This window comes from Ornithinimicrobium pekingense DSM 21552, assembly GCF_000421185.1.
Lineage (GTDB): Bacteria > Actinomycetota > Actinomycetes > Actinomycetales > Dermatophilaceae > Ornithinicoccus > Ornithinicoccus pekingensis.
The window spans coordinates 394,981-416,255 of the sequence record NZ_ATWJ01000009.1; the positions used below are offsets into that span (position 1 = coordinate 394,981).

Annotated in this window: 21 protein-coding genes; 15 read left to right on the plus strand and 6 right to left on the minus strand. The window is 73.8% G+C overall.

Annotated elements, in window-relative coordinates; translation table 11 throughout:
• Positions 1-45 precede the first annotated feature (45 nt).
• The 6 genes from K330_RS0109340 to K330_RS0109365 all read left to right on the plus strand — a co-directional run bounded on the left by K330_RS0109340 (position 46) and on the right by K330_RS0109365 (position 5,497).
• Positions 46-1,764, plus strand: a complete 1,719-nt coding sequence (locus K330_RS0109340) for a hypothetical protein (protein WP_022921571.1) — start codon at positions 46-48, stop codon at positions 1,762-1,764.
• A 69-nt stretch (positions 1,765-1,833) separates the two neighbouring features.
• On the plus strand, positions 1,834-3,267 hold the full coding sequence (locus K330_RS0109345; protein ID WP_022921572.1) for a M1 family metallopeptidase: 1,434 nt from the start codon (positions 1,834-1,836) through the stop codon (positions 3,265-3,267).
• A gap of 96 nt (positions 3,268-3,363) precedes the next feature.
• Positions 3,364-3,549, plus strand: a complete 186-nt coding sequence (locus K330_RS0109350) for a DUF1059 domain-containing protein (RefSeq protein WP_022921573.1) — start codon at positions 3,364-3,366, stop codon at positions 3,547-3,549.
• A gap of 127 nt (positions 3,550-3,676) precedes the next feature.
• Positions 3,677-4,348, plus strand: a complete 672-nt coding sequence (locus tag K330_RS0109355; protein ID WP_022921574.1) for a YceI family protein — start codon at positions 3,677-3,679, stop codon at positions 4,346-4,348.
• Between the two features lie 4 nt (positions 4,349-4,352).
• The gene (locus tag K330_RS0109360; RefSeq protein ID WP_029202502.1) at positions 4,353-4,982 is read left to right on the plus strand and encodes an alpha/beta hydrolase; all 630 of its coding nucleotides are present in this window, start codon (positions 4,353-4,355) and stop codon (positions 4,980-4,982) included.
• Positions 4,983-5,038: 56 nt separating this feature from the next.
• On the plus strand, positions 5,039-5,497 hold the full coding sequence (locus K330_RS0109365) for a hemerythrin domain-containing protein (RefSeq protein WP_029202503.1): 459 nt from the start codon (positions 5,039-5,041) through the stop codon (positions 5,495-5,497).
• Here K330_RS0109365 and K330_RS20350 read toward each other — a convergent pair.
• Positions 5,458-6,477, minus strand: coding sequence for an SDR family NAD(P)-dependent oxidoreductase (locus K330_RS20350; RefSeq protein ID WP_084617350.1), 1,020 nt, complete (start codon positions 6,475-6,477; stop codon positions 5,458-5,460). The two genes, K330_RS0109365 and K330_RS20350, sit on opposite strands and share 40 nt — an antisense overlap.
• Positions 6,478-6,488: 11 nt before the next feature.
• On the opposite strand from K330_RS20350, the gene K330_RS0109375 reads away from it, so the two are divergent.
• From K330_RS0109375 to K330_RS0109385, 3 genes are read left to right on the plus strand one after another with little or no spacing between them, the layout of a single operon-like run.
• Positions 6,489-7,118 carry a DUF2461 domain-containing protein gene (locus K330_RS0109375; RefSeq protein ID WP_022921577.1) on the plus strand — a complete coding sequence of 210 codons (630 nt, stop codon included), beginning with the start codon at positions 6,489-6,491 and terminating at the stop codon, positions 7,116-7,118.
• Positions 7,119-7,177: 59 nt separating this feature from the next.
• Entirely contained in the window at positions 7,178-7,900 is a 723-nt protein-coding gene (locus tag K330_RS0109380; protein ID WP_022921578.1) for an AIM24 family protein, read from the plus strand.
• A 4-nt stretch (positions 7,901-7,904) separates the two neighbouring features.
• Positions 7,905-8,948 carry an alcohol dehydrogenase catalytic domain-containing protein gene (locus tag K330_RS0109385; protein WP_022921579.1) on the plus strand — a complete coding sequence of 348 codons (1,044 nt, stop codon included), beginning with the start codon at positions 7,905-7,907 and terminating at the stop codon, positions 8,946-8,948.
• A 477-nt stretch (positions 8,949-9,425) separates the two neighbouring features.
• Here the strand turns inward: K330_RS0109385 and K330_RS0109390 are convergent, their stop codons facing one another.
• From K330_RS0109390 to K330_RS0109410, 5 genes are all read right to left on the minus strand, one after another.
• Positions 9,426-12,719, minus strand: a complete 3,294-nt coding sequence (locus tag K330_RS0109390) for a TM0106 family RecB-like putative nuclease (protein WP_022921580.1) — start codon at positions 12,717-12,719, stop codon at positions 9,426-9,428.
• Positions 12,720-12,785: 66 nt separating this feature from the next.
• On the minus strand, positions 12,786-13,487 hold the full coding sequence (locus tag K330_RS0109395) for a B3/B4 domain-containing protein (protein ID WP_022921581.1): 702 nt from the start codon (positions 13,485-13,487) through the stop codon (positions 12,786-12,788).
• A gap of 1 nt (position 13,488) precedes the next feature.
• A complete protein-coding gene (locus K330_RS0109400; RefSeq protein ID WP_022921582.1) occupies positions 13,489-13,968 on the minus strand; it encodes a cupin domain-containing protein in 480 nt (159 codons plus the stop codon).
• 84 nt (positions 13,969-14,052) lie between these two features.
• A complete protein-coding gene (locus tag K330_RS0109405) occupies positions 14,053-14,424 on the minus strand; it encodes a GntR family transcriptional regulator (protein WP_029202504.1) in 372 nt (123 codons plus the stop codon).
• The gene (locus K330_RS0109410; RefSeq protein WP_022921584.1) at positions 14,421-15,380 is read right to left on the minus strand and encodes a hypothetical protein; all 960 of its coding nucleotides are present in this window, start codon (positions 15,378-15,380) and stop codon (positions 14,421-14,423) included. Before K330_RS0109410 ends, K330_RS0109405 begins: the two co-directional genes overlap by 4 nt.
• 116 nt (positions 15,381-15,496) lie before the next feature.
• On the opposite strand from K330_RS0109410, the gene K330_RS0109415 reads away from it, so the two are divergent.
• The 6 genes from K330_RS0109415 (at position 15,497) to K330_RS0109440 (ending at position 21,234) form a co-directional block, all read left to right on the plus strand.
• Positions 15,497-16,492 (plus strand): LLM class F420-dependent oxidoreductase, encoded by a 996-nt coding sequence (locus K330_RS0109415; RefSeq protein WP_022921585.1) that lies wholly within the window; start codon positions 15,497-15,499, stop codon positions 16,490-16,492.
• Between the two features lie 60 nt (positions 16,493-16,552).
• Complete coding sequence (locus K330_RS0109420; protein WP_022921586.1) at positions 16,553-17,119, plus strand: NADPH-dependent FMN reductase; 567 nt, start codon at positions 16,553-16,555, stop codon at positions 17,117-17,119.
• A gap of 43 nt (positions 17,120-17,162) precedes the next feature.
• Positions 17,163-18,662: an Hsp70 family protein gene (locus K330_RS0109425; RefSeq protein WP_022921587.1), complete on the plus strand. Its 1,500-nt coding sequence runs from the start codon at positions 17,163-17,165 to the stop codon at positions 18,660-18,662.
• Positions 18,663-18,871: 209 nt separating this feature from the next.
• Positions 18,872-19,924 (plus strand): NAD(P)H-binding protein, encoded by a 1,053-nt coding sequence (locus tag K330_RS20355; protein WP_022921588.1) that lies wholly within the window; start codon positions 18,872-18,874, stop codon positions 19,922-19,924.
• Between the two features lie 25 nt (positions 19,925-19,949).
• Positions 19,950-20,381: a hypothetical protein gene (locus K330_RS0109435; RefSeq protein WP_022921589.1), complete on the plus strand. Its 432-nt coding sequence runs from the start codon at positions 19,950-19,952 to the stop codon at positions 20,379-20,381.
• Between the two features lie 52 nt (positions 20,382-20,433).
• The gene (locus K330_RS0109440; RefSeq protein WP_022921590.1) at positions 20,434-21,234 is read left to right on the plus strand and encodes a class I SAM-dependent methyltransferase; all 801 of its coding nucleotides are present in this window, start codon (positions 20,434-20,436) and stop codon (positions 21,232-21,234) included.
• Positions 21,235-21,275 lie beyond the last annotated feature (41 nt).

Consider the following 21,275-nt stretch of genomic DNA (forward strand, 5'->3'; position numbering starts at 1 on the left):
GACCACCGTGCGAGAGGAGACCGCGTGCGCCCGGGACGCAGGAGGATGCTCCGCCCGCTGGCCGCCGCGGCCGCCGGCACCCTGATCGTGCTGGCGGCGTGCGACGCGCCCGGCTCCGACGGGAGCTCCGGGGCCGGGTCCGGCGCGGGTAGCGACGGGGCCGGTGACGGCCAGGGGCAGCCGGGCGGCCAGGACGAGCCCGCCGCGCTGGTCGCCACCCCGGCGACGCCCGAGGGGACGTCCCTCCTGGGCGGAGAGGACGCCGCCGCGCGTGCGCTCGCCATGTCCCAGGCCCTCTTCACCGCCGCCCCGGTCGTCGTGCTCACCTCCGCCGACGAGCAGCTGCGCGCCGCCTCGGCCGCGAGCGTCCTGGGCGTGCCCGTCCTCGTCGACGGCGAGGGGGTCGCCGAGGAGCTGGAGCGTCTCGGCACCGAGGTGGCCCTGGCCCTCGGCCCGGTGCAGGACCCCGGCGTCGACCTCGTCACCGCCGCCGACGACACGACCCTCGCCGGCCTGCTGGGCATCACCGCCGACCCGGAGCAGGTCGACCGTGACGACACCACGGCCCGGCTCGCCGCCCTCGACCCCGGGACGCCGCAGCTCCTGGTGCCCGGCCCGCCCGAGGAGTCCCCCACGACCGGCGACGACGCCTCGAGCATCTCGGGTGCCCCCGGTCCCGACCTGCCGCCGGCCGACCGGGACGAGCTGCCCGCCACGGCCCCGCCGGAGCCGCAGCCGGGCACGGTGGTGCTGACCACCGGCGAGGAGGACGACGTCGCCGCACTCGGCACCGCGCTGGCCGCCGGGGCACGGGTCGTGCACTCCCCCGACGGGGACCCCCGGGCCACCAGCGAGAGCGTCCAGGCGCTCGCGGAGAGCGCGCCCACCGCCGTGCTGGGGCTCGGCCAGGATCTCGGTGACGCCGACACCCTGGCCTGGCGCGTGCGCACCGCCGCCACGGGCGTGGAGCTGCCCGGCGGCGGGCAGCTGGCCCTGCCGGACCGCACCTATGTCGCGCTCTACGGCACCCCAGGGACCGGAGCCCTCGGCGTCCTGGGCGAGCAGCCGGTCGAGGAGACGGTGACGCGCGCCGAGGAGCTGGCGGCTGCATACGAGGCCCTCACCGACGAGCCGGTCGTGCCGACGCTCGAGATCATCGTGACCATCGCCAGCGCGGGCGCCGGCGCCGACGGCAACTACTCCGAGGAGCTGCCCGTCGAGGGCATCCGCCCGCTCGTCGACCTCGCCGCCGAGCACGGGCTCTACGTCGTGCTCGACCTGCAGCCGGGCCGCACCGACTTCCTCACCCAGGCCCAGCAGTACCAGGAGCTGCTCGAGCTGCCGCACGTCGGGCTGGCGCTCGACCCCGAGTGGCGCCTGGAGCCCCACGAGGTGCACCTGACCCAGATCGGGCAGGTCCACGCCGAGGAGGTCAACGAGGTCATCACCTGGCTGGCCGACCTGACCCGCGAGCGCGACCTGCCGCAGAAGGTGCTGGTCCTGCACCAGTTCCAGCCGCGCATGATCCCTGACATCGCCGACGTCGACCTGTCCCGGTCCGAGCTCGCGGTGCTCATACACGCCGACGGCCAGGGAGCGCAGCCCGACAAGCAGCAGACCTGGCGGGCGCTGCACGCGCACGCGCCGGACGTCGAGCACTGGGGCTGGAAGAACTTCTACGACGAGGACGTCCCCGGGCCGCTGTCCCCCGAGGAGACGATGAGCCTGGTCGACCCCGTCCCCGACTTCGTCTCCTACCAGTAGCGCGCGCTGCTTGACGCTGTGCGGGGGTAGAGCGAGGCTAGAACCCGACCGCCGACCCGAGGAGCAACGATGCACCGTCCGACCCGTCCGCAGTCCCTGGCCGCCGCCCTCGCGGCCGGTGCCCTCCTCGTCTCGCCCCTGGCGGCCACCGCCGCGCCCGGGCGTCCCGGCGAGCCCCGGTATGTCGAGGGTGCCCCTGGTGCGGGCGACCCCTACCTGCCCCTCGCCGGGAACGGCGGTATCGACGTCCAGCACTACTCGCTCGACCTCCGCTACACGCCGCCGGAGGCGGCCCCGGCTCCCCTCGAGGGCCAGCTGGACGGGGTCGCGACCCTCACGTTGGCGGCCACCCAGGACCTGCGCTCCTTCAACCTCGACCTGCGGGGGCTGACGGCCACCCGCGTCATCGTCAACGGCAAGAGCATGCGGTTCGCCCAGGAGGACGGCAACGAGCTGGTTGTGCAGCCGCGACCGATGCTCAAGGCCGGCACCACCGCGCAGGTCGTGGTCGAGTACGGCGGCACGACCACGCGGCCCACCGACCTCGAAGGCGCGCTCTACGGCTGGGTCACCACACGCGACGGGGCGATGGTGGTGAGCCAGCCGGACGGCGCGGCGACCTGGTTCCCGACCAGCGATCACCCGACCGACAAGGCCACCTACGACTTCACGGTGACCGTGCCCGAGGGTCTCGTGGCGGTCGCCAACGGACTGCTCACCGACCGGACGACGGCCGACGGGTGGACCACCTGGGAGTGGGACGCGCCGGACCCGATGGCCGCTTACCTGGCGACGGCGAGCGTGGGCGACTACGAGCTGAGATTCTCCTCGACGCCGAGCGGCGTCCCCATCATCGACGCCGTCGACCCGGCGCTGCCAGCCTCCCGGTACGTCAACCTCGCGCTCACCGGCGAGATGATGACCTTCTTCGAGAACCTGTTCGGGCCTTACCCGTTCGTCTCCTACGGCGCGATCGTCGACGACGACAGCGTCGGCTACGCGCTGGAGACGCAGACCCGCTCTTTCTTCAGCCAGCGCGCGAGCGAGGGCACGGTGGCACACGAGCTGGTGCACCAGTGGATCGGCAACGACGTCGCGGTGAACCGGTGGGCCGACATCTGGCACAACGAGGGCTGGGCGACCTACGGCGCCTGGCTGTGGACCGAGCACAACGGGGGCCGGACCGCCCAGGCCGCCTTCGACCAGGTCATGGACGCGCCCGCCGGCAGCTCCTTCTGGCAGCTGGCGATCAGCGACCCCGGACCGCTCAACCTCTTCCACCCCGCCATCTACGACCGCTCGGCCGCGATGCTCTTCGCGCTGCGGGAAGAGATCGGCGACGAGGCGTTCCTGGATCTCACCCGCAGCGTCGTGTCCGACCGCAGCGGCGGAAAGATCTCCACGCAGGAGTACGAGACGCTCGCCGAGCAGGTCTCCGGCCAGGACCTGACCTCCTTCTTCCAGGTCTGGCTGCACGAGCCGGAGAAGCCCACCGACTGGTGACCTCACGGGCTCGTCATGGTGGCGGACCGGGTCTACCGTGAGGGGCGAGGGCCACGGCCCGTGGCCCGGCTCGGGGTTGACAGCAAGGAGGCTGGGATGAAGGAGCTCAACTGTCGCGACGTCGGCTTCGACTGCGAGGGCGTGGTCACCGGCGAGACGGAGTATGACGTGGTGCGGGAGGCCGCGGAGCACGCCAAGGAGGTGCACGGCCTCACCGACGAGCAGGTCAACGACCCCGACTTCGCCGCCCAGGTGGGTGGGCAGGTCCACGACCGGGCCTGACCGTACTGCTGCCGCCGAGCCGGTCGTCCGCGGGACGAAGCCCGCAAGATAGTTGACGAGTCACGCATCATCGCGCTACCGTGGTCCGCGGTTGCTTGTACACACAACATCTTGAAGGAGCACCACCATGGGCCTGTTCGACTGGTTCCGGAAGTCCACCCCCGAGCACACCCCGGCCGCCACCGCCCCGGCAGCACCGTCGACCGACGTGCTGACCGCCGAGCGTGGCACCGTCGAGGAGACCCCCGTGTCCCCGGCCGCCGCCGACCTGTCCGGCACGTGGAGCATCGACCCGGGCCACAGCAGCCTGGGCTTCAGCGCGCGCCACGCCATGGTCACCAACGTCCGTGGCCAGTTCGACGAGCTCGAGGGCACCGGCGTGGTCGACGCCGCCAACCCGTCGGCCTCCCATGCCACCGTGGTCCTGCAGGCCGCCAGCATCAACACCGGCGTCGCCGACCGGGACGCGCACCTGCGCTCCGCCGACTTCTTCGACGTCGAGACCTACCCCGAGCTGCGCTTCGTCTCCACCGCGGTGGAGCTCGTCGACGGCGGGACGTGGCGCGTCACCGGTGACCTGACGATCAAGGACGTCACCCGCCCGGTCACGGTCGACCTCGACTTCACCGGCCTGGCGCAGGACCCCTTCGGCAACCTCCGTGCCGGTTTCGAGGGCCAGACCACCATCAACCGCAAGGACTGGGGCCTGGAGTGGAACGCCGCCCTGGAGACCGGTGGCGTGCTCGTCGGCGAGAAGGTCAAGCTCAGCTTCGACATCTCCGCGATCAGGTCGTCCTGACCCCTTGACCCCGCACGTCGTCGCCACGCACGGCGCACCCCTGGAGGACGCCGAGGCCCCGCTCGTCGTCCTGCTGCACGGGCGCGGCTCGCACGAGCGGGAGATCGTCCAGCTGGCTACCCACCTGCCCGTCGGGCCGTCCTACGCCGCGGTCCGGGCGCCCATCGCCGAGGGCGGCGGCTTCGCCTGGTTCGCCAACCGCGGCATCGGACGGCCGGTCGCCGAGTCGCTGGCCGGGACGATGGCCTGGTTCCGCAGCTGGCTGGAGGAGGTGGCACCCTCCGGCCGCCAGGTCCTGCTGGTGGGCTTCAGCGGCGGCGCCGCCTTCGCCGGCGGGCTGGTGCTCGAGGACCCTCGGCGCTTCGCCGGAGCAGCCCTCCTCTACGGCACCCTGCCGTGGGAGGCCGCCGTGCCCACCACCCCCGGGCGGCTGGACGGCATACCGGTCCTCGTCGCCCAGGGCGAGGAAGACCACGTCATCCCCGGCGAGCTGATGCGGCGCACCTGGGACTACCTGACCGGTGAGTCCGGGAGCGTCGTTCAGGCACGCCGCTACCCCGGCGGGCACGGCATCACCCCCGTCGCGCTGGCCGACCTCGGCGCCTGGGTGTCGGAGACGCTCAGGCTGGCCTGAGCCGTCCCCTCACCCGCAGGGGTGGACTGCCGGGCGGCGGTGGGCGACGATGAGGCATGGCCGCCGTGCCGGAGGGACTCGAGACCTACATCGAGCAGATCCGCGCCTCCCGGGCGGAGTTCCGGGAGTCGGTCGCCGCGGTCCGTGACTCCCTGGACGGCCCCCCGGACGGTGGCGACGTCTCCCGCACCCGTGTCCTCACTGCCCTGGTCGAGCTCGCGCACGACTTCGCCGAGCACGTCTCCCTGGCGGAGAGCAACGACGGCATCTTCGAGGCGGTCCGCAGCGTGCCGCGCCTGTCCCGCACGCTGGAGAACCTGACCGCGGAGCACCCCGCCCTGGTGGCCGACCTGCAGGACTTCATCGAGCTGGTCGAGCGGGGTGAGGGGATCGAGGACGTGCCGGCGTTCCGGCGCGAGGTGAGCGAGCTGCTGGAGCGGCTCGTGGACCACCGGCGGCGCGGCGGCGACCTGCTCTACGAGGCCTTCGCCGTCGATCTCGGGGGCCAGGGCTGACCAGGTGAGCCGCCCGGGCCGAAGCGCAACGCCAGACCGGTCACCTCCTCGCTGACCGCGAGCAGCTCACGCGTCAGCGGGCCGGCCCGACGCGGCACCGGCAGGTGCACCCTCGCGGGCGGTCCGCTCACCTGCCACCGGCCGGCGGGACCCCATACCTCGCCGTTGCGCACCTCGGGGTCGGTCGCCGCGTGCACGAGAACGGCGGCACCGTCGTGCTTGCCGTGCATTCCCCGCACGAGGAGGCGGGAGAGCGCGCCGATCTCGGTCGGCTGCGAGGCGGGTATGCCGTGGCGCCCGGGTGTCAGGACGTCCACCGCCGTGCCGGGGTGGGCGAGCACGGACGAGGCCGCGGAGGTGCCGGTCAGCCGGCGGGCGAGCTCGTGGTGCAGCAGGGTGACCCCTGCCTTGGACCGGGCATAGCTGCGCAGGGGCGCCTCCGGACGCGGCGTGGTCAGCCGGTCCCACGGCGACCGTCCGACCGGCAGCCGGGCGCCCAGGCTGCCGACGTGCACGATCCGCGTCCCCCACGCCTGCAGCCGCGGCAGGAGGCGTGCGAGCAGGGCGTAGTGGCCGAGGTAGGCCGTCCCGAGGTGCAGCTCCAGCCCGTCGGCCGTCACCCGTGGCGGCTCCCGGCGCAGGCCATAACTCACACAGGCCGCGTTGGCGACCAACGTCGCCAACGGCTCCCCCGCAGCGAGCCGCTCCGCCGCCGCCGCCACCGAGCCGAGGTCGGCGAGGTCGAGCAGCACCACCTCGAGGTCGGCACCCGGCACGAGCCGCTGGATGATGGCGGTCGCCGCCTCGGCCCGCTCGGCGCTGCGCGCGGCGAGGACCACCCGGTGCCCCTTCCGCGCGAGCTGCTCCGCGACGAAGTAGCCGATGCCTCCCGTGGCACCCGTGACGAGCACCCTCCGCCGGTCCCCCATGGCGATCCCCCCGCCGTCGTGCTGGTGATGATGACCGGACCATAGCGCCATACCCTCGGTCCGTGACGTTCTCCGGCATCCCGCACGCGGCCGTCGACTTCTACGTCGAGCTCGAGCAGGACAACACCACCGAGTTCTGGACGGCCCACCGCGAGCGCTACGAGCGCGACGTGCGCGCCCCGATGGCCGCGCTGGCCGCCGAGCTCGAGGAGGAGTTCGGACCGGCCAAGGTCTTCCGGCCCCAGCGCAACCTGCGCTTCTCCCGCGACAAGACGCCGTACAAGACCCACCAGGGCGTCTACGTCGGCACCGGGCGGCGCACCGGCTGGTACGCCGAGGTCTCCGCCGACGGCTTCCGCGTCAGCGGGGGCAGCTACCACCTCGAGCCGGAGGCCCTCGCCGCCTACCGGCAGGCGGTCGACGGGCCGCGCGGCGCCGCGCTGGAGGCTCTGGTCACCGGGCTGCACAACGCCGGGTGGCACATCGAGGGCTCGACCCTGCGGACGGCGCCGCGCGGGTTCGGCCGCGACCACCCCCGGATCGGGCTGCTGCGGCATACCTCGATCTCGGCCACGCGCTGGGTCAACGACGCCGACGTGGTGACCACGCACGCGCTCGTCGGACGCGTCCGGGAGCACTGGCGGCAGGTGCGCCCGCTGGTGGAGTGGCTGCGCCCGGCCCTGCCCGCGTAGGGGGCCGTGCCCCTAGGCTGTGGCCGAGAAGGACCCACATCACGGAGGGAGAAGGCGCGATGGCCATCCACGGTTCCCTGTTCGACGACTTCAAGGAGACGGAGTCCCGCGACCAGTTCACCAAGCAGAACTCCAAGCTGCTCAAGATCCGGATGGACTACGGGCCGGTCAACGCGCGGCTGGGGTCGATGGTGGCCTACCAGGGGGACGTGCGGTTCGCCAACCGCGGCTCCGGCGGGCTGGACAAGCTGCTCAAGACCAAGCTGACCGGCGAGGGCGTGCCGATCATGCAGGCCACCGGCAGCGGCGAGCTCTTCCTGGCCGACGACGCGGCCGACGTGCAGGTGCTCTACCTCGACAACGACATGATCTCGGTCAACGGCGCCAACGTGCTGGCCTTCAGCGCCTCGATCGAATGGGACATCCACCGGGTCTCGGCACGCGGCGGCATGATGGCCGGCGGCCTGTTCAACGTCTCGCTGCGCGGCTCGGGGTATGTCGCGGTCACCAGCCGCGGCGAGCCCGTCGCGCTCGACGTGGGCCAGGCCCCGACCTTCGCCGACGCCAACGCGGTCGTGCTGTGGACCGCCGGCGTGCGGATGGACGTGCGGGTCGACACCGGCGGTCTGGGGTCGATGCTGCGCGGCGGCACCGGGGAGATGGTGCAGATGGCGTTCACCGGCAACGGTCACGTCCTGGTGCAGCCGGCCGAGAACAGGAGCACGACCGGGGCGGGCGAGCAGGCCGGCCGCGCCGGGGGCCTGGGTGCCTTCTTCGAGTGAGCGGATGAGGGCGGTCCGTTACGACGCCTTCGGTCAGGAGCCCTACGTCGCGCAGGTCCCCCTCCCCCGGGCCGAGCCGGGCGGGGTCGTGATCGCGGTCGGGGCGACCGGGGTCTGCCGCTCCGACTGGCACGCCTGGCAGGGCCACGACGACGACATCCGCGACCTGCCGCACACGCCCGGGCACGAGTTCGCCGGGGTCGTGCACGAGGTGGGTGCGGGCGTGGAGCGGGTCGCCGTGGGTGACCGGGTCGTGGTGCCCTTCGTGTGCGCGTGCGGGACCTGCGAGGTATGCCGTGCCGGGCTCTCGCAGGTCTGTCCCCGGCAGTGGCAGCCCGGCTTCAGCGGCCCGGGGTCGTTCGCGGAGTACGTCGCCGTGCCGTGGGCCGACCACAACGTCGTGCCCCTGCCGGAGGAGATCGGCCTCGACGTGGCGGCCGGGCTCGGCTGCCGGTTCGCGACCGCCTACCGCGGGGTGGTGGACGTCGCCGGCGTCGCTCCCGGCGAGACGGTCGCCGTCCTGGGGTGCGGCGGTGTGGGGCTGGCCGCGGTGATGATCGCCGCGTCGCGCGGCGCACGAGTCGTCGCCGTCGACGTGAGCCCCGCCGCGCTGGAGCTGGCGGCTGCGGTCGGCGCCGACGCGGTGGTGGACGCCGGCGCTGAGGACGTCGCCGAGCAGGTCAGGGCGCTCGTGCCGGGCGGTGTGGACGTCGCGGTCGACGCGCTGGGGAGCATCGCGACGGCGGCCGCGGCGACGTCCTGCCTGGCCGTACGCGGCCGCCACCTGCAGCTCGGTCTGCTCCCGCCGGCGGTGGTGGGCGACCGGGCGACCGTGCCGATGCACACGGTGATCGCGCGCGAGCTCCAGGTGCTGGGCAGCCACGGCATGCCGGCGGCCGACTACCCCCGGATGCTGGAGGACGTGGTCTCCGGCCGTCTCGAGCCGCACCGTTTCCTCGGTCGCACGATCAGCCTGGAGCAGGCCCCTGCCGCCCTGGCTGCCCTGAGCGGCCCGGTCGCCCCGGGTGTCACGATCGTCCGGCCCTGACCCCCTCCTGACCCCCACCGTCCTGACCCCCACCGACGACGTGGCGCGCACGCCCTGACCCCCACCGACGACGCCGCACGCACGCCCTAAGCCCCACCGACGACGCCGCACGCACGCCCTAAGCCCCACCGACGACGCCGCACGCACGCCCTAAGCCCCACCGACGACGCCGCACGCACGCCCTAAGCCCCACCGACGACGCCGCACGCACGCCCTAAGCCCCACCGACGACGCCGCACGCACGCCCTAAGCCCCACCGAGGACGTGGTGCGCACGCTCACCGGCTTGGTGCCGCGCACAGTACGTCCTCGGTCGCGGACGGGGCGGACACACCACGTCCCCGGTCGGGTATGGGGCGGACACACCACGTCCCCGGTCGGGTATGGGGTGTACGCACGACGTCCCCGGTCGGGTATGGGGCGGACACACCACGTCCCCGGTCGGGTATGGGGTGGACACATCACGTCCCCGGTCGTGTCAGACGGTGTCGGCCTCGTCGACGAAGCGGCAGAGGGCGTTGACGGCGCGCAGCTGCTCGGGGGCGTTCACGGGGGCCTCGAGCAGCGCCGGCGAGGCGACGACGACCGCCAGCGCCCGGGCGCGGGAGACGGCGACGTTGAGCCGGTGCACGTCGTAGAGGAAGCTCACGCCGCGCGGCGCGTCGTCAGCGGTGGACGCCGCCATCGAGTAGATGACGACCGCACCCTCGTGACCCTGGAACTTGTCGACCGTCCCGACCGGGACCGCGTCGGGCAGCCGGGAGCGCAGCTCGGCCACGTGGGCGTTGAACGGCGCGACGACCAGGACGTCCTCCGGCGCGAGGGGTCGACGCTCGCCCCGCTCGTCGACCCAGTCGCCGCGCAGCAGGTCGTCCACCAGGGCCCGCACCACGCCCGCCTCCTCGGGCGAGCACGACGAGCTGCCGACGTGCGGCACCGGGACCCAGCGCAGGCCCGCGCCCGTCAGGCGTCCTGGTGCGTCGACCACCTGGCCCTCGGTGCAGCGGTCGGCCCCGAGGCGACCCTCGTAGGCCAGCTCGGAGACGAAGTCGGTGATCCGCGGGTGCATGCGCCAGGTGCGGTCGAGGAAGACACCCCTCGCGGGGTCGATCGTCTCGTGCCCGTCGAGCAGGTGCTCCAGGGCCGAGACCCCCGCGCCCCACGGGTGGGTCGCCTGCGTGGGTGAGCGCAGCTGCTGGGGGTCTCCGAGCAGGACCATGGAGCGGGCACCCTGCGCGACGGCGGCGGCGTTGGCCAGCGAGAACTGGCCCGCCTCGTCGACCACGAGCACGTCGACCGCCTGCCGCATCTCCTCCCGCGCCCAGAGCCAGGCCGTGCCTCCGAGGAAGGTCACGCCCTCGGCGACGGCCTCGTCGACCGAGCCGTTGTCGGTGACGACCCGGACGGTCGCGTCCTCCGCCGCGGGGACACCGCGGCCGCTCCCCTTGCGGACCCCCGGGCGCCCCACGTTGTCCATCAGGTCGGCGATGACCCGGTGCGACTGCGCGGTCACCCCGACCCGCTTGCCGGCGTCGAGCAGGTCACGCACGAGCAGCGCCCCGTTGTAGGACTTGCCGGCCCCCGGCGGCCCCTGAACGGCCAGCACCTCGCCGTCGAGACCGCGGCCGACGCGCCGCATGAGGTCGCCGGCCGTCTCCGCCGTCTCGCGTGCCGGGATCACCGGTGTCGTCCGCGCGACCAGCCGCAGCCCCAGCTCCTCACCCCCGTCGAGCGCGGCGGCACCCAGGCGGCTCAGGGAGTCCTGCAGCGGCCCGGAGGAGAGCACCTCCTTCTGCACCAGGGCGTCGGGTCGCAGCGGCTCGCGGCCGGTGCCGCGCTTGACCCGCACCCAGCCCGCCTCCGCGTCCAGCCCCACCAGGGTGCCGACCGTCTCGTGCGTCCGGGCGTCGACCACGGCATCGCCCACACCGGTCATCACCGCGTCCTGCGGCGGGAAGTCGTACTGCCAGACCGTGGACCGCTTCTCGGTGCCGACCGCGACCGGAGGCCCGACGGCGCCGATCGCCCGCCCGTCCTCCATCAGCTCCTCGACCGACATCGTCTCGGTGCGGTAGTAGTCCCACCAGCGCGGCTTGTCCTCCCGCCGGTGCCAGCCGACGAGCCCGGCGAGCAGCGTCTGCCCGTCGTCGGCCAGCCGCTGGGCGAGCCGCTGCTCGGCGAGCATCCGCTCGCTGTCCCGGGCCTCCACGACCTCCGACGGCGCCGGACGCGTCAGCTCGACGCCGGGGTGCGCCGTGGCGAGCTCGGCCCGCAGCCCCTCCAGCCACTCGTGCAGGGCGTGCGTCGACCGCACGTCCTCACGGTTGTAGCGGCGGAGCGCCTGCAGCACACCGTCGTCGGTCCGCCCCTCGGCCAGCCACCGCTCGTACTCGACCACGGACGCCATGCCGTCGGCGACCTCGCCCTCGGCCGCCGTCCGCGTCCGGTGCCAGTAGAAGTCCTCGACCTTCTTGATCGAGTAGGACGGCTTGGACAGGCGCACGCCCTGCCGCACCACCTGGTAGAGGTCGACGAACCGCCCGCCGCGCAGCAGCTGGTCGAGCCCGCTCTCGCCCGTCGCGTGCTGCCCGGTCATCCGCTTCAGCGCCGTGACCTCGTAGGCGGCGTAGTGGTAGACGTGCATGCCCGGGTGCCGGCGCCAGCGCTCGAGCAGCCACCCCAGCAGGTCGCCCGTCAGCCGCGCCTCCTCCGCGGGGTCGTGCGCCCACCAGTCGAGGTAGTCGCCGTCGCGCGTCCAGATGCCGGCGAGATACTCCCGCCCGACCCCGCCGTCGGCGAAGGGGTCGCCCTCGAAGTCGAGGTAGACGTCACCCACGTCGGGCTCGGGCAGCAGCTGCAGGCCGCGGCCCGTCTCGGGCGGCAGGAGCTCGTATGCGGCCTCGCCGGTCTCCCGTTCCTGCACCTGCAGCCGGGCCTGGCCGTGCAGCCGGTCGCGCACCCGGCTGCTCAGCACGCCGTGCAGCTCCTCGGGGCCGGCCGCCGCGAGCGCCGCCACCGTGGTGATGCCGTGCTCCCGCAGCGCCTCGCGGTGGTCCCCGCGCAGCCCGGCCACGCGTGAGAGGTCGTCGACCTCGTCCCAGTGGTCGGTGCAGTGCTCGATCCACCGGCACCGACCGCAGGCCGCCGAGGGTGCCGGCTCGGTCTCGTCGCCCGACGCCAGGAAACCCACCAGCCGCGAGCGCATCCGCCGTGCGTAGGCCATGACGTCGGCCGGGCGCCAGTGGTGCTCCCTGCCGTCCCCGGCGACCACCGTGAGCCGCCGGGCGGGTGTGCCCTGCAGCTGCTCCAGGCGCGCGGCATACCCGGCCATCTGCAGCAGCGCGTCGACCGAGAGGTGCCGGGCGAGCTTGGTGTCGGCGATGTCGTAGCTCCACCCGCCGAGCCGGCTGGGCCGCTCGGCGCGCAGGAGGAAGTCGGCGTGCCCCAGCCAGCTGCCGTCGAAGAGCGTCGCCTGGTAGACGACGTCGGCCCCCGCGTGCATCGCCTCCAGGGTGAGCCGCTCACGCTCGGCCCAGCTGCCCGCGCGGGCGACCTCGACGACGCGCCGCCCCTCGTCGCGCAGCCGTCGCAGGTAGGCCTCCTCGTGCTCCTGGCCCATGGCGGTGACCAGCTGCATCCCGACGTCCTGGGTCACGGGGGCCTCGCGGCGACCGGCGGCCACCTCGCGCTCCAGCGACGTCGCGTGCGCGCACCCGACGTGACGGGTGACGTCGGTCGCGGACAGGACCAGCCGGTCGTCGTGCAGGAACATCAGCCTCCTCCCCCTCCCCCTGCGGTCATGGCCCCGAGGATAGGCAGGTCCACCGACAGGCCTGCGTCAGGGGGCGAGCAACCGCCGCCAGGTGCGCACGGACGGGCCGAGCGCGGACAGGTGCTCGACCAGGTCGTCCGCCGCCGCGCCGAGCGCCGCGTCCGTCATCGGCGCCAGCGCGTCCAGGATGAACAGCGCCGTCCCCGTCCCCTCGTGCAGCTGGGTCCGTCGCGCCTGCCGCCAGTTCCACCGCCGGCAGGTCACGCCGGCGTCGTCGCACCAGACGACCTCCCCGGGCTCAGGGTGCTCGACCACGTCCTGCCCGCCGGCGGCGGTGTCGAACCGCTCCTGGCCCGTGGCGCGCACGAGGCGCGGCGCCCCGGCATACCGGCCGAGGTCCTCCCCGCCGACCGGCACCTGGTGCAGCACCGAGACCGCGTTGTAGACGTCGGTCAGCCGGTTCACCCGCGGCAGCCCGTCGGGCGCGCGCCGCGTCAAGGCCTCGAGGCTGTTCCGCGTGCGCTGCGGCTTGGCGCCGAAGGCCCGGTATGCCGCGCGCCACGCCGCCACGTGCGGCAGCTCCTCGACCGGCCGCTCGGCCAGCAGCGAGCAAGCGTGCTCCTCGGCGCGGGCCAGGAGCTCATCGTCGGTCCCCTCACCGGGCGTGAGCCCGTCGGCGACGACCAGCAGCGCCCGGTAGTCCGGGGCCAGCTCGTGGACCTCCCGGGCGACCGTCGCGGCCTCGAGCACCTCGTGGGGCCTCGTCATGTCAGCCGGCGTGGCCGTCCGGTGCCGAACCCGAGGGCTGGACGGACCACGAGGGCGGCTCGTCCTGGCCCGACTTCTCGTCCCGCTCCGCCTCGTCGGCCGTGGCCTGCACGATGCCCGGGGCGTGGTGCACCGGGGCGTAGATGGCGTAGAGCCGCATCGGCTCGTCACCGGTGTTGACGACGTCGTGCCACGTGCCGGCCGGCACCTGGATCGACCAGCCGTCCTCGACGTCCTGCTCGAAGGTCAGGTCGTCCTCCGCGGGGCCCATGACGCACCGCCCGCGCCCGGCGTCCAGGCGCAGGAACTGGTCGGTGTCGGGGTGCACCTCCAGCCCGATCGACTCCCCGGGAGGGATCGACATGAGGGTGACCTGCAGGAACTTCCCGGTCCAGGCCACCGTGCGGTAGTTCGTGTTCTCGCGGGTCGCGGTCTCGATGTCGAAGGCGTTGGGGCCGGGGCCGTTGTCCTTGATCTGCACGGTGGTCTCCTCGTGACGGGTGGGCGGTCTCTCGGTCTCAACCTGCCACACCCCGGGTATGCCGTGCACGCGCCCGCCGCGCACTCAGGCGCCCAGGGCCTGCCTGGCCAGGGCGAGGGCCTCGGCCGGCGACAGCCCGAGCGAGCGGGTCGCCTCGGCATACCGCTGCGCCGCCGCCCGGGCCGACACCGCGGCCGGCGCGGCCCGGCCCGCGGTGACGGTCGCCCGCACGAACGTGCCGGAGCGGCCTCGCCCCTCCAGCACCCCGTCGGCCTCCAGCTCGCGGTAGGCACGGGCGACCGTGTTGGGCGCGATGCCGAGGTCGCCGGCGAGGCGCCGCACGGTGGGCAACCGGTCACCCGGCCCGAGGGTGCCGTCGGAGACGCGGGCGATGATCTGGGCCCGCAGCTGGGCGAAGGGCGCGTCCCCGGACGTCGGGTCGATGCTGAGCATCATGCCTCCGACGGGGAGGGCCCGGTCACGGTGCTGCCCCCCGGCCGGCCGGCTGCCCGCCCACCCCACAGCCGGTCACGGAAGTGGTGCATGCCGCCGCTGTGCCGCCGACCGGTCGCCACCGTCAGGGCGAGCGCTACGAGGACCAGCACGAACGGCAGCGCGTAGGAGGCGACCAGCAGCACGAGGCTCCACCCGGGCCCCACCTCGCCCCGGGCCAGCGCCGCGGCCGAGGCTGCGTCGTCCAAGACCGCACCGCACACGGTGAGCGCCAGCAGGCTGACCAGCGGCGCCGTGGCCACCAGCGAGTTCAGCGTCTGGGCCCGGACCGCGTCCTGCCAGAAGAGCTCCACCTCGTCGCGCGCCGGCTGGGGCGCGTCGAGCACCCGGCGCACGGCCAGCCCGCACAGGACCACCAGCAGCGGCAGGGCGACGGCCAGCAGCGGCACCGGGCTGCTCAGGAGGGTGGTGGTGTCGAACCACGCCGACCGGGCCAGCACCAGGGTGGTGGCGAGCGCCACGCCGCCCGCGCCCACGAAGACCCAGGACAGGATGCGCAGCGGCCGCGGCACGTAGTCGGCCAGGGTGGGGACGGTGGCCCGCGCGCTGCGTGGGCCGTCGGGGACGGCACCGGGCCGCAGCACGTCGACGGTCGCCAGCCCGGCTGCCCCGCCGACGAACACCAAGGACAGGAAGAGCAGTCCGCCCCGCGCCTCCTCCGCGCCGTCCCACGCCAGCGCCGCCACCAGCGCCCCCGCCCCGGCGAGCACGATGCCCGCGCCCATACCCCTGGCACGACGCGCGACCCGGGCCTCCAGCGCGGTCGCCTGGTCGGCGGGGAGGTGCGCCCGGGTCTGGTGCACGAGCCGACGGCTCAGGTGCGCACGGTAGACACTGCTCGAGGGCAGCAGCAGGGCGAGCAGCCCGACCAGCAGCAGGACGATGGCGTCGACGAGCATCGGGAGACCTCCAGGTGGGTGGGTGACACAAACGTAGACACAAAAGTAGTTTGTGTCAACACATACGGGAGGCGGCTCAGCGGGCAGCAGCGCCCTGCGACCGACACGATGGCGCCATGACTGACATCCGCTTCGGCTACACCCTCATGACCGAGCAGGCCGGCCCCAAGGACCTCGTCCGCTTCGCGGTCGCGGCCGAGGAGCGCGGCTTCGACTTCGAGGTGAGCAGCGACCACTACTTCCCGTGGCTGTCCGCCCAGGGCCACTCTCCCTACGCCTGGAGCGTCCTCGGGGCGGTCGCCCACGCGACGGAGCGGGTCGGCCTGATGACCTACGTGACCTGCCCGACGATGCGCTACCACCCGGCGGTCGTGGCGCAGAAGGCGGCGACGCTGCAGCTGCTGGCCGACGGACGGTTCACCCTGGGCGTGGGCAGCGGGGAGAACCTCAACGAGCACGTCGTCGGGCAGGGCTGGCCCACGGTCAAGACCCGCCAGGACATGCTGGCCGAGGCGATCACGATCATCCGCGAGCTGCACACCGGCGAGCTCGTCGAGCACCGGGGCGAGTACTACGACGTGCCCTCCGCCCGCATCTGGGACCTGCCGGAGGAGGGCGTGGACATCGCGGTCGCCGTCGGCGGCGAGGAGGCGGTCCAGACCCTGGCACCGCTCGCCGACCACCTGATCGCCACCGAGCCGGACAAGGAGCTCATCGCGAGGTGGAACAGCACCGAGGGTGCGCCGCAGATCGAGGGCGGGCAGGCACGCGCCGTGGGCCAGATCCCGATCTGCTGGGACACCGACGAGCAGCGTGCGGTCGAGCGCGCGCACGAGCAGTTCCGGTGGTTCGCCGGCGGCTGGGCGGTCAACGCGGACCTGCCGACGACGATGGGGTTCGCGGGCGCGACGCAGTTCGTGCGGCCCGAGGACGTGGCCGAGGCGATCCCCTGCGGGCCCGACCTGGACGCCGTCGTCGAGGCGGTCCGCCCCTACTGGGAGGCCGGGTTCACCGACATCGCGCTCGTGCAGGTCGGCGGGCAGACCCAGGACGATTTCCTGCGCGAGGCCGCCGAGCCGCTGCTGGACAAGCTGCGCGCCGCCGCCGGCTGAGCCACCCAGGACCAGGACCAGGACCAGGACCAGGACCCACCACACCACCAGGAGGAGCACATGACCTACAAGGTCGGCTACATCATCGGAAGCCTGTCGTCGGACTCGATCAACCGGACCCTGATGCAGGCGCTCATGCAGGTCGCCCCCGACGACCTGGAGTTCAGCGAGATCCGCATCGACAACCTCCCGCTCTACAACCGCGACCTCGACAGCGACTACCCGCCCGAGGCGACGGCCCTGAAGGAGTCGATCGCCGACTCCCAGGCGGTGCTCTTCGTCACGCCGGAGTACAACCGCTCGATCCCCGGTGCCCTCGCCAACGCCATCGACTGGGCCTCGCGCCCCTACGGCAAGAACTCCTTCGACCACGTGCCCGCGGGCGTGATCGGCGCCTCCCCCGGCGGCATCGGCACCGCGGTCGGCCAGCAGACCCTGCGCGGCATCCTCAGCTACTGCAACGCCCGCCAGATGACCGCGCCCGAGGCCTACATCCAGTTCGACCCGGACGCCTACGGGGAGAACGGCGAGGTCAAGGACCCGGAGCTGCAGAAGATCCTCACCGACTTCATGCAGGAGTTCCGCGACCACGTCGCGCGGGTGCTGACGGTCCTCCCGCGGGACTGAAGCGGCGCACGGCCACGCAGGCGGCGTTGGTAGCGTCGCCCCCATGGATCTTGGGGTCGACCTCGGCACCACCCGCACCACCGTCGCCGTCTCGGACCGGGGCAACTACCCGGTCGTCGGCTTCCTCGACACCGACGACGACGTGCGCGAGTGGTTACCCTCCGTGGTGGCCCGCACCGGTCCCGGCACGCAGGGCCTGCTCTTCGGGTATGCCGCGCTCGACGCGGTCGCGCAGGGCGCCCCCGTGCTGCGCTCCTTCAAGCGCGCCATGGCCGCCCCGGACGTCGGCCCGCACACCGAGCTGCTCGTCGGAGACGAGCCGGTCGCGCTGGCCGACCTGCTCACCGGCTTCCTGTCCGCGCTCGGGGAGGCCCTGCGCACCCGGTCCACGGTCAGCGGCGAGGACCTGGGCCGCACGGTCGTCTCCGTGCCGGCGCACGCCCACAGCGCGCAGCGCTTCCTCACCCTCGAGGCCTTCCGGGCGGCGGGCTTCGACGTCGTCCAGATGGTCAACGAGCCGTCGGCCGCCGGCTTCGAGTACTCCCACCGCAAGACCCGCACGCTGACCCGCCAGCGCAACCGGGTCGTGGTCTACGACCTGGGCGGCGGCACCTTCGACGCCTCGCTCGTCACCATCGATGGCCCCCAGCACGACGTGGACGCCTCGCTGGGCCTCAACCGCCTCGGCGGTGACGACTTCGACGCCGTGCTGGCCGACCTGACGCTCGCCCGAGCCGGGGCGGGCGAGGCGGACCGGCGCGGCACGGCATACCTCGACCTGCTCGAGCAGGCCCGGGAGGCCAAGGAGCGCCTGGCCCCGCAAAGCCGGCGGGTGGTGCTCGACGTCGCCGGCGAGCCGGTGACCGTGCCGGTCGAGGACTTCTACGAGGCGGCCGCGCCGCTGGTCACCCGCACCATGGAGGCGATGGCCCCGCTCGTGCACGGGCTCGACGAGGGGACCCCGGCCGACGTCGCGGGGCTCTACCTGGTCGGCGGGGCGTCGGCGCTGCCGCTGGTGCCGCGGCTGCTGCGCGAGCGCTTCGGGCGCCGGGTGCACCGCGCGCCGATGCCGGCCGCCTCGACCGCCATCGGCCTGGCCATCGCCAGCGACCAGGGCTCCGACTACTCCCTGCGCGACCGGCTCTCCCGCGCCGTCGGGGTCTTCCGCGAGGGCGGCGCCGGGCGGGAGGTCGCCTTCGACCAGATCCTCGGCCGCGACCAGCGGGTCGTGCCGGGCCAGGACCTGAGCGTGCGCCGCCGCTACCGGGCCGCGCACAACGTCGGGCACTTCCGGTTCGTCGAGTTCACCGGCGCGGGCGGCACGCCGCAGGGTGACCTGGTGCCCTTCGGCGAGGTCGTCGTGCCCTTCGACCCCGCCCTGCGCGACGGCCGCGACCTGCGCGAGGTGCCCGTGCGGCGTGTCGACGGACCCGAGGTCGAGGAGGTCTACACCGTCGACGGCAACGGGATGGTCGAGGTCGCGATCACCGACCTGCAGACCGGGTATGCCGTGCGCCGCCAGCTCGGCGCGCAGCCGGCCTAGGCCTCGCGGACGGCGCCGGACGTCGGTGTGACGCCCGTCACTGTCGGGGCGACGGATGGGCGCTACAGTCGGCGGCGTTGCGGCAATGGGGCCGCAACACCTATGTCCGGGGGGCGACGCGACAGGGTGTGCGGCGCCCGCACGAGCAGCGCGACCATGCTGCGCCCGCTACGGTGGCCGACGGGCCGACCACAGGAAGCAGGGATGTCGTGAGGGTTCTCGTCACCGGTGCCACCGGCTACGTCGGCGGACGTCTCGTGCCGCGCCTCCTCGCCGAGGGCCACGAGGTGCGCACGACCACCAGCAACCCCGACCGCGAGGGTCCCTGGTGGTCCGACCGCGTGGAGACCGTGACGATGGACGTCAAGGACCCGCAGCAGGTGGCGGACGCGGTGGACGGCGTCGAGGCGGTCTACTACCTCATCCACGGCATGGGCGGCGGGAGCGACTTCGCCGAGCAGGACCGTCGGGCCGCCCGCAACGTCGCCGACGCCGTGACCCGGCACGGCACGCCGCGCGTGGTCTACCTCTCCGGGATCGTGCCGCAGGCCGACTCCTCCGACCTCAGCGAGCACATCCGCTCCCGTCTCGAGGTCGAGGAGATCCTCGCCTCCACGCCGGCGACGGTCCTCACGCTGCGGGCCGCGGTCCTGCTCGGCAGCGGCTCGACCTCCTTCGAGATCATCCGCCAGGTCAGCGAGCGCCTGCCCGTGGAGACGGTGCCGACCTGGATGCGCTCGGACGTGCAGCCGGTGGCCGTCGTCGACGCCGTCGAGGCGCTCCTCGGCGCGCTCACCGCGCAGACCGGCACCCGCAGCTACGACATCGGCGGCCCGGAGCGGCTGCCCTACGCCGACCTGCTCAGGCGCTATGCCGAGCTCGCCGGCCTGGACCGCCCGCAGGTGGAGGTGCCGCTGCTGCCGACCGACCTGGTGGGCACGCTCGTCGGCGCGCTGACCGACGTGCCGACACCCACGGTGGAGGCGTTGGTCGAGAGCCTGCACCACGACATGGTCTGCGGCGAGGAGGACTTCCGCCGCGACCTGCTGCCCGCCGGGCACGAGCTCGTGGGCCTGGACGAGGCGATCCGCCGGTCGCTGGCCGAGCAGTCGCTGGCGGGGCGCGAGGACCCGGCGCAGGCCGACCCCATGGGTCCGATGCCGCAGGACCCGTCGTGGGCCTCCGGGGGCGAGGACCGTCCCCTGCTCGCCAAGGCCGTCGATGTGGTCAACGACACGGTGGACCGGCTCTCGCGCGACTGAGATGCTGGCCGGGAGGAGGCAGCTCATGGTGCTCCGTCCGGTCAGGGCCGTCCGGGCGACGGTCGTCGCCCTGGAGGCTGTCGTCGCCCTCTCCGCTCTCGGCGGGGGCGGGTCGATGATCGCCGACCCCCGCGGCGCGATGGGGCTGCCGACGTGGATGCGCGAGCGGCTGCCCGTGGTCGACACCTGGCTCGTGCCCGGCGTCGCCCTGGTCGTCTGCAACGGGGTGCTGCCGACCGTCACGGCCGTCGCCGAGGTGCGCGGCCGGGCGTGGCCGCGCGAGTGGGGTCACGTGACGGCGGGGGCCGTGCTGCTCGCGTGGCCGGTCGGCGAGACGGCGCTCTTCGGTTACCCGCTCGAGGGCGAGCCGCGGTGGCTGCGCCCGGGGGTGGCCGGGGCCGGCGTCGCACTGGTGGTCCTGGGCCTGCTGCTGCGGCGCGCCGCCGACCTCCGCTGACGCAACCGGCAGAGGCCTCGACGCCCACCGCACGCAGGTGGAGAATGCGGGCATGGCATCCGTCGAGGGAGCCCGGAGCTTCACCGCCGGAGGCGACGCCTACGACGCCTTCATGGGCCGGTATGCCGTGCTCCTCGCCCCGCTCATGGCCGACCTCGCCGGAGTGCGTGCGGGGCAGCGGGCGCTGGACGTCGGCTGCGGCACGGGTGCGCTGACCGGGGAGCTGGTGCGGCGGCTCGGCGCCGACCACGTCACCGGCTGCGACCCCGCACCGGGCCAGCTGGCGGCCTGCCGTGCCAAGCACCCCGACGTCGAGCTGCACGAGGCGCCGGCCGAGGAGCTGCCCTTCGAGGACGACGCGTTCGACGTCGCCCTGGCCCAGCTCGTCCTGCACTTCGCCACCGACGCCGAGCGTGCGGTGGAGCAGATGCGGCGCGTCGTCGTCCCCGGTGGGCGGGTGGCGGCGTGCGTCTGGGACTTCGAGGGCGGCATGGAGATGCTGCGCGCCTTCTGGGACGCGGCCGTCACGGTCGACCCCCGGGCTCCCGACGAGCTGCTCACGATGCGCTTCGGGCGGGGCGGGGAGCTGACCTCGCTGCTGGAGGGCGCGGGCCTGGTCGACGTGGCCGAGGAACGCCTCGAGGTGCGCACCCGCTACACCGACGTGCAGGAGCTGTGGTCGACGCTGCTCCTCGGCGTCGGACCCGCCGGCACCCACCTGGTCGCCCTGCCACCGGAGCAGCGGGAGGCGCTGCGCACGGCATACCTGGATCGTCTGGGGCACCCGACCGGGCCCTTCACCCTCGGCTCGGTGGCACGCGCGGCGGTCGGGACGGTCCCGCACACGGCCTGACCTGGGGCAGCGTCCTGGAGCCGGAGATGGTTCTGGCAGCC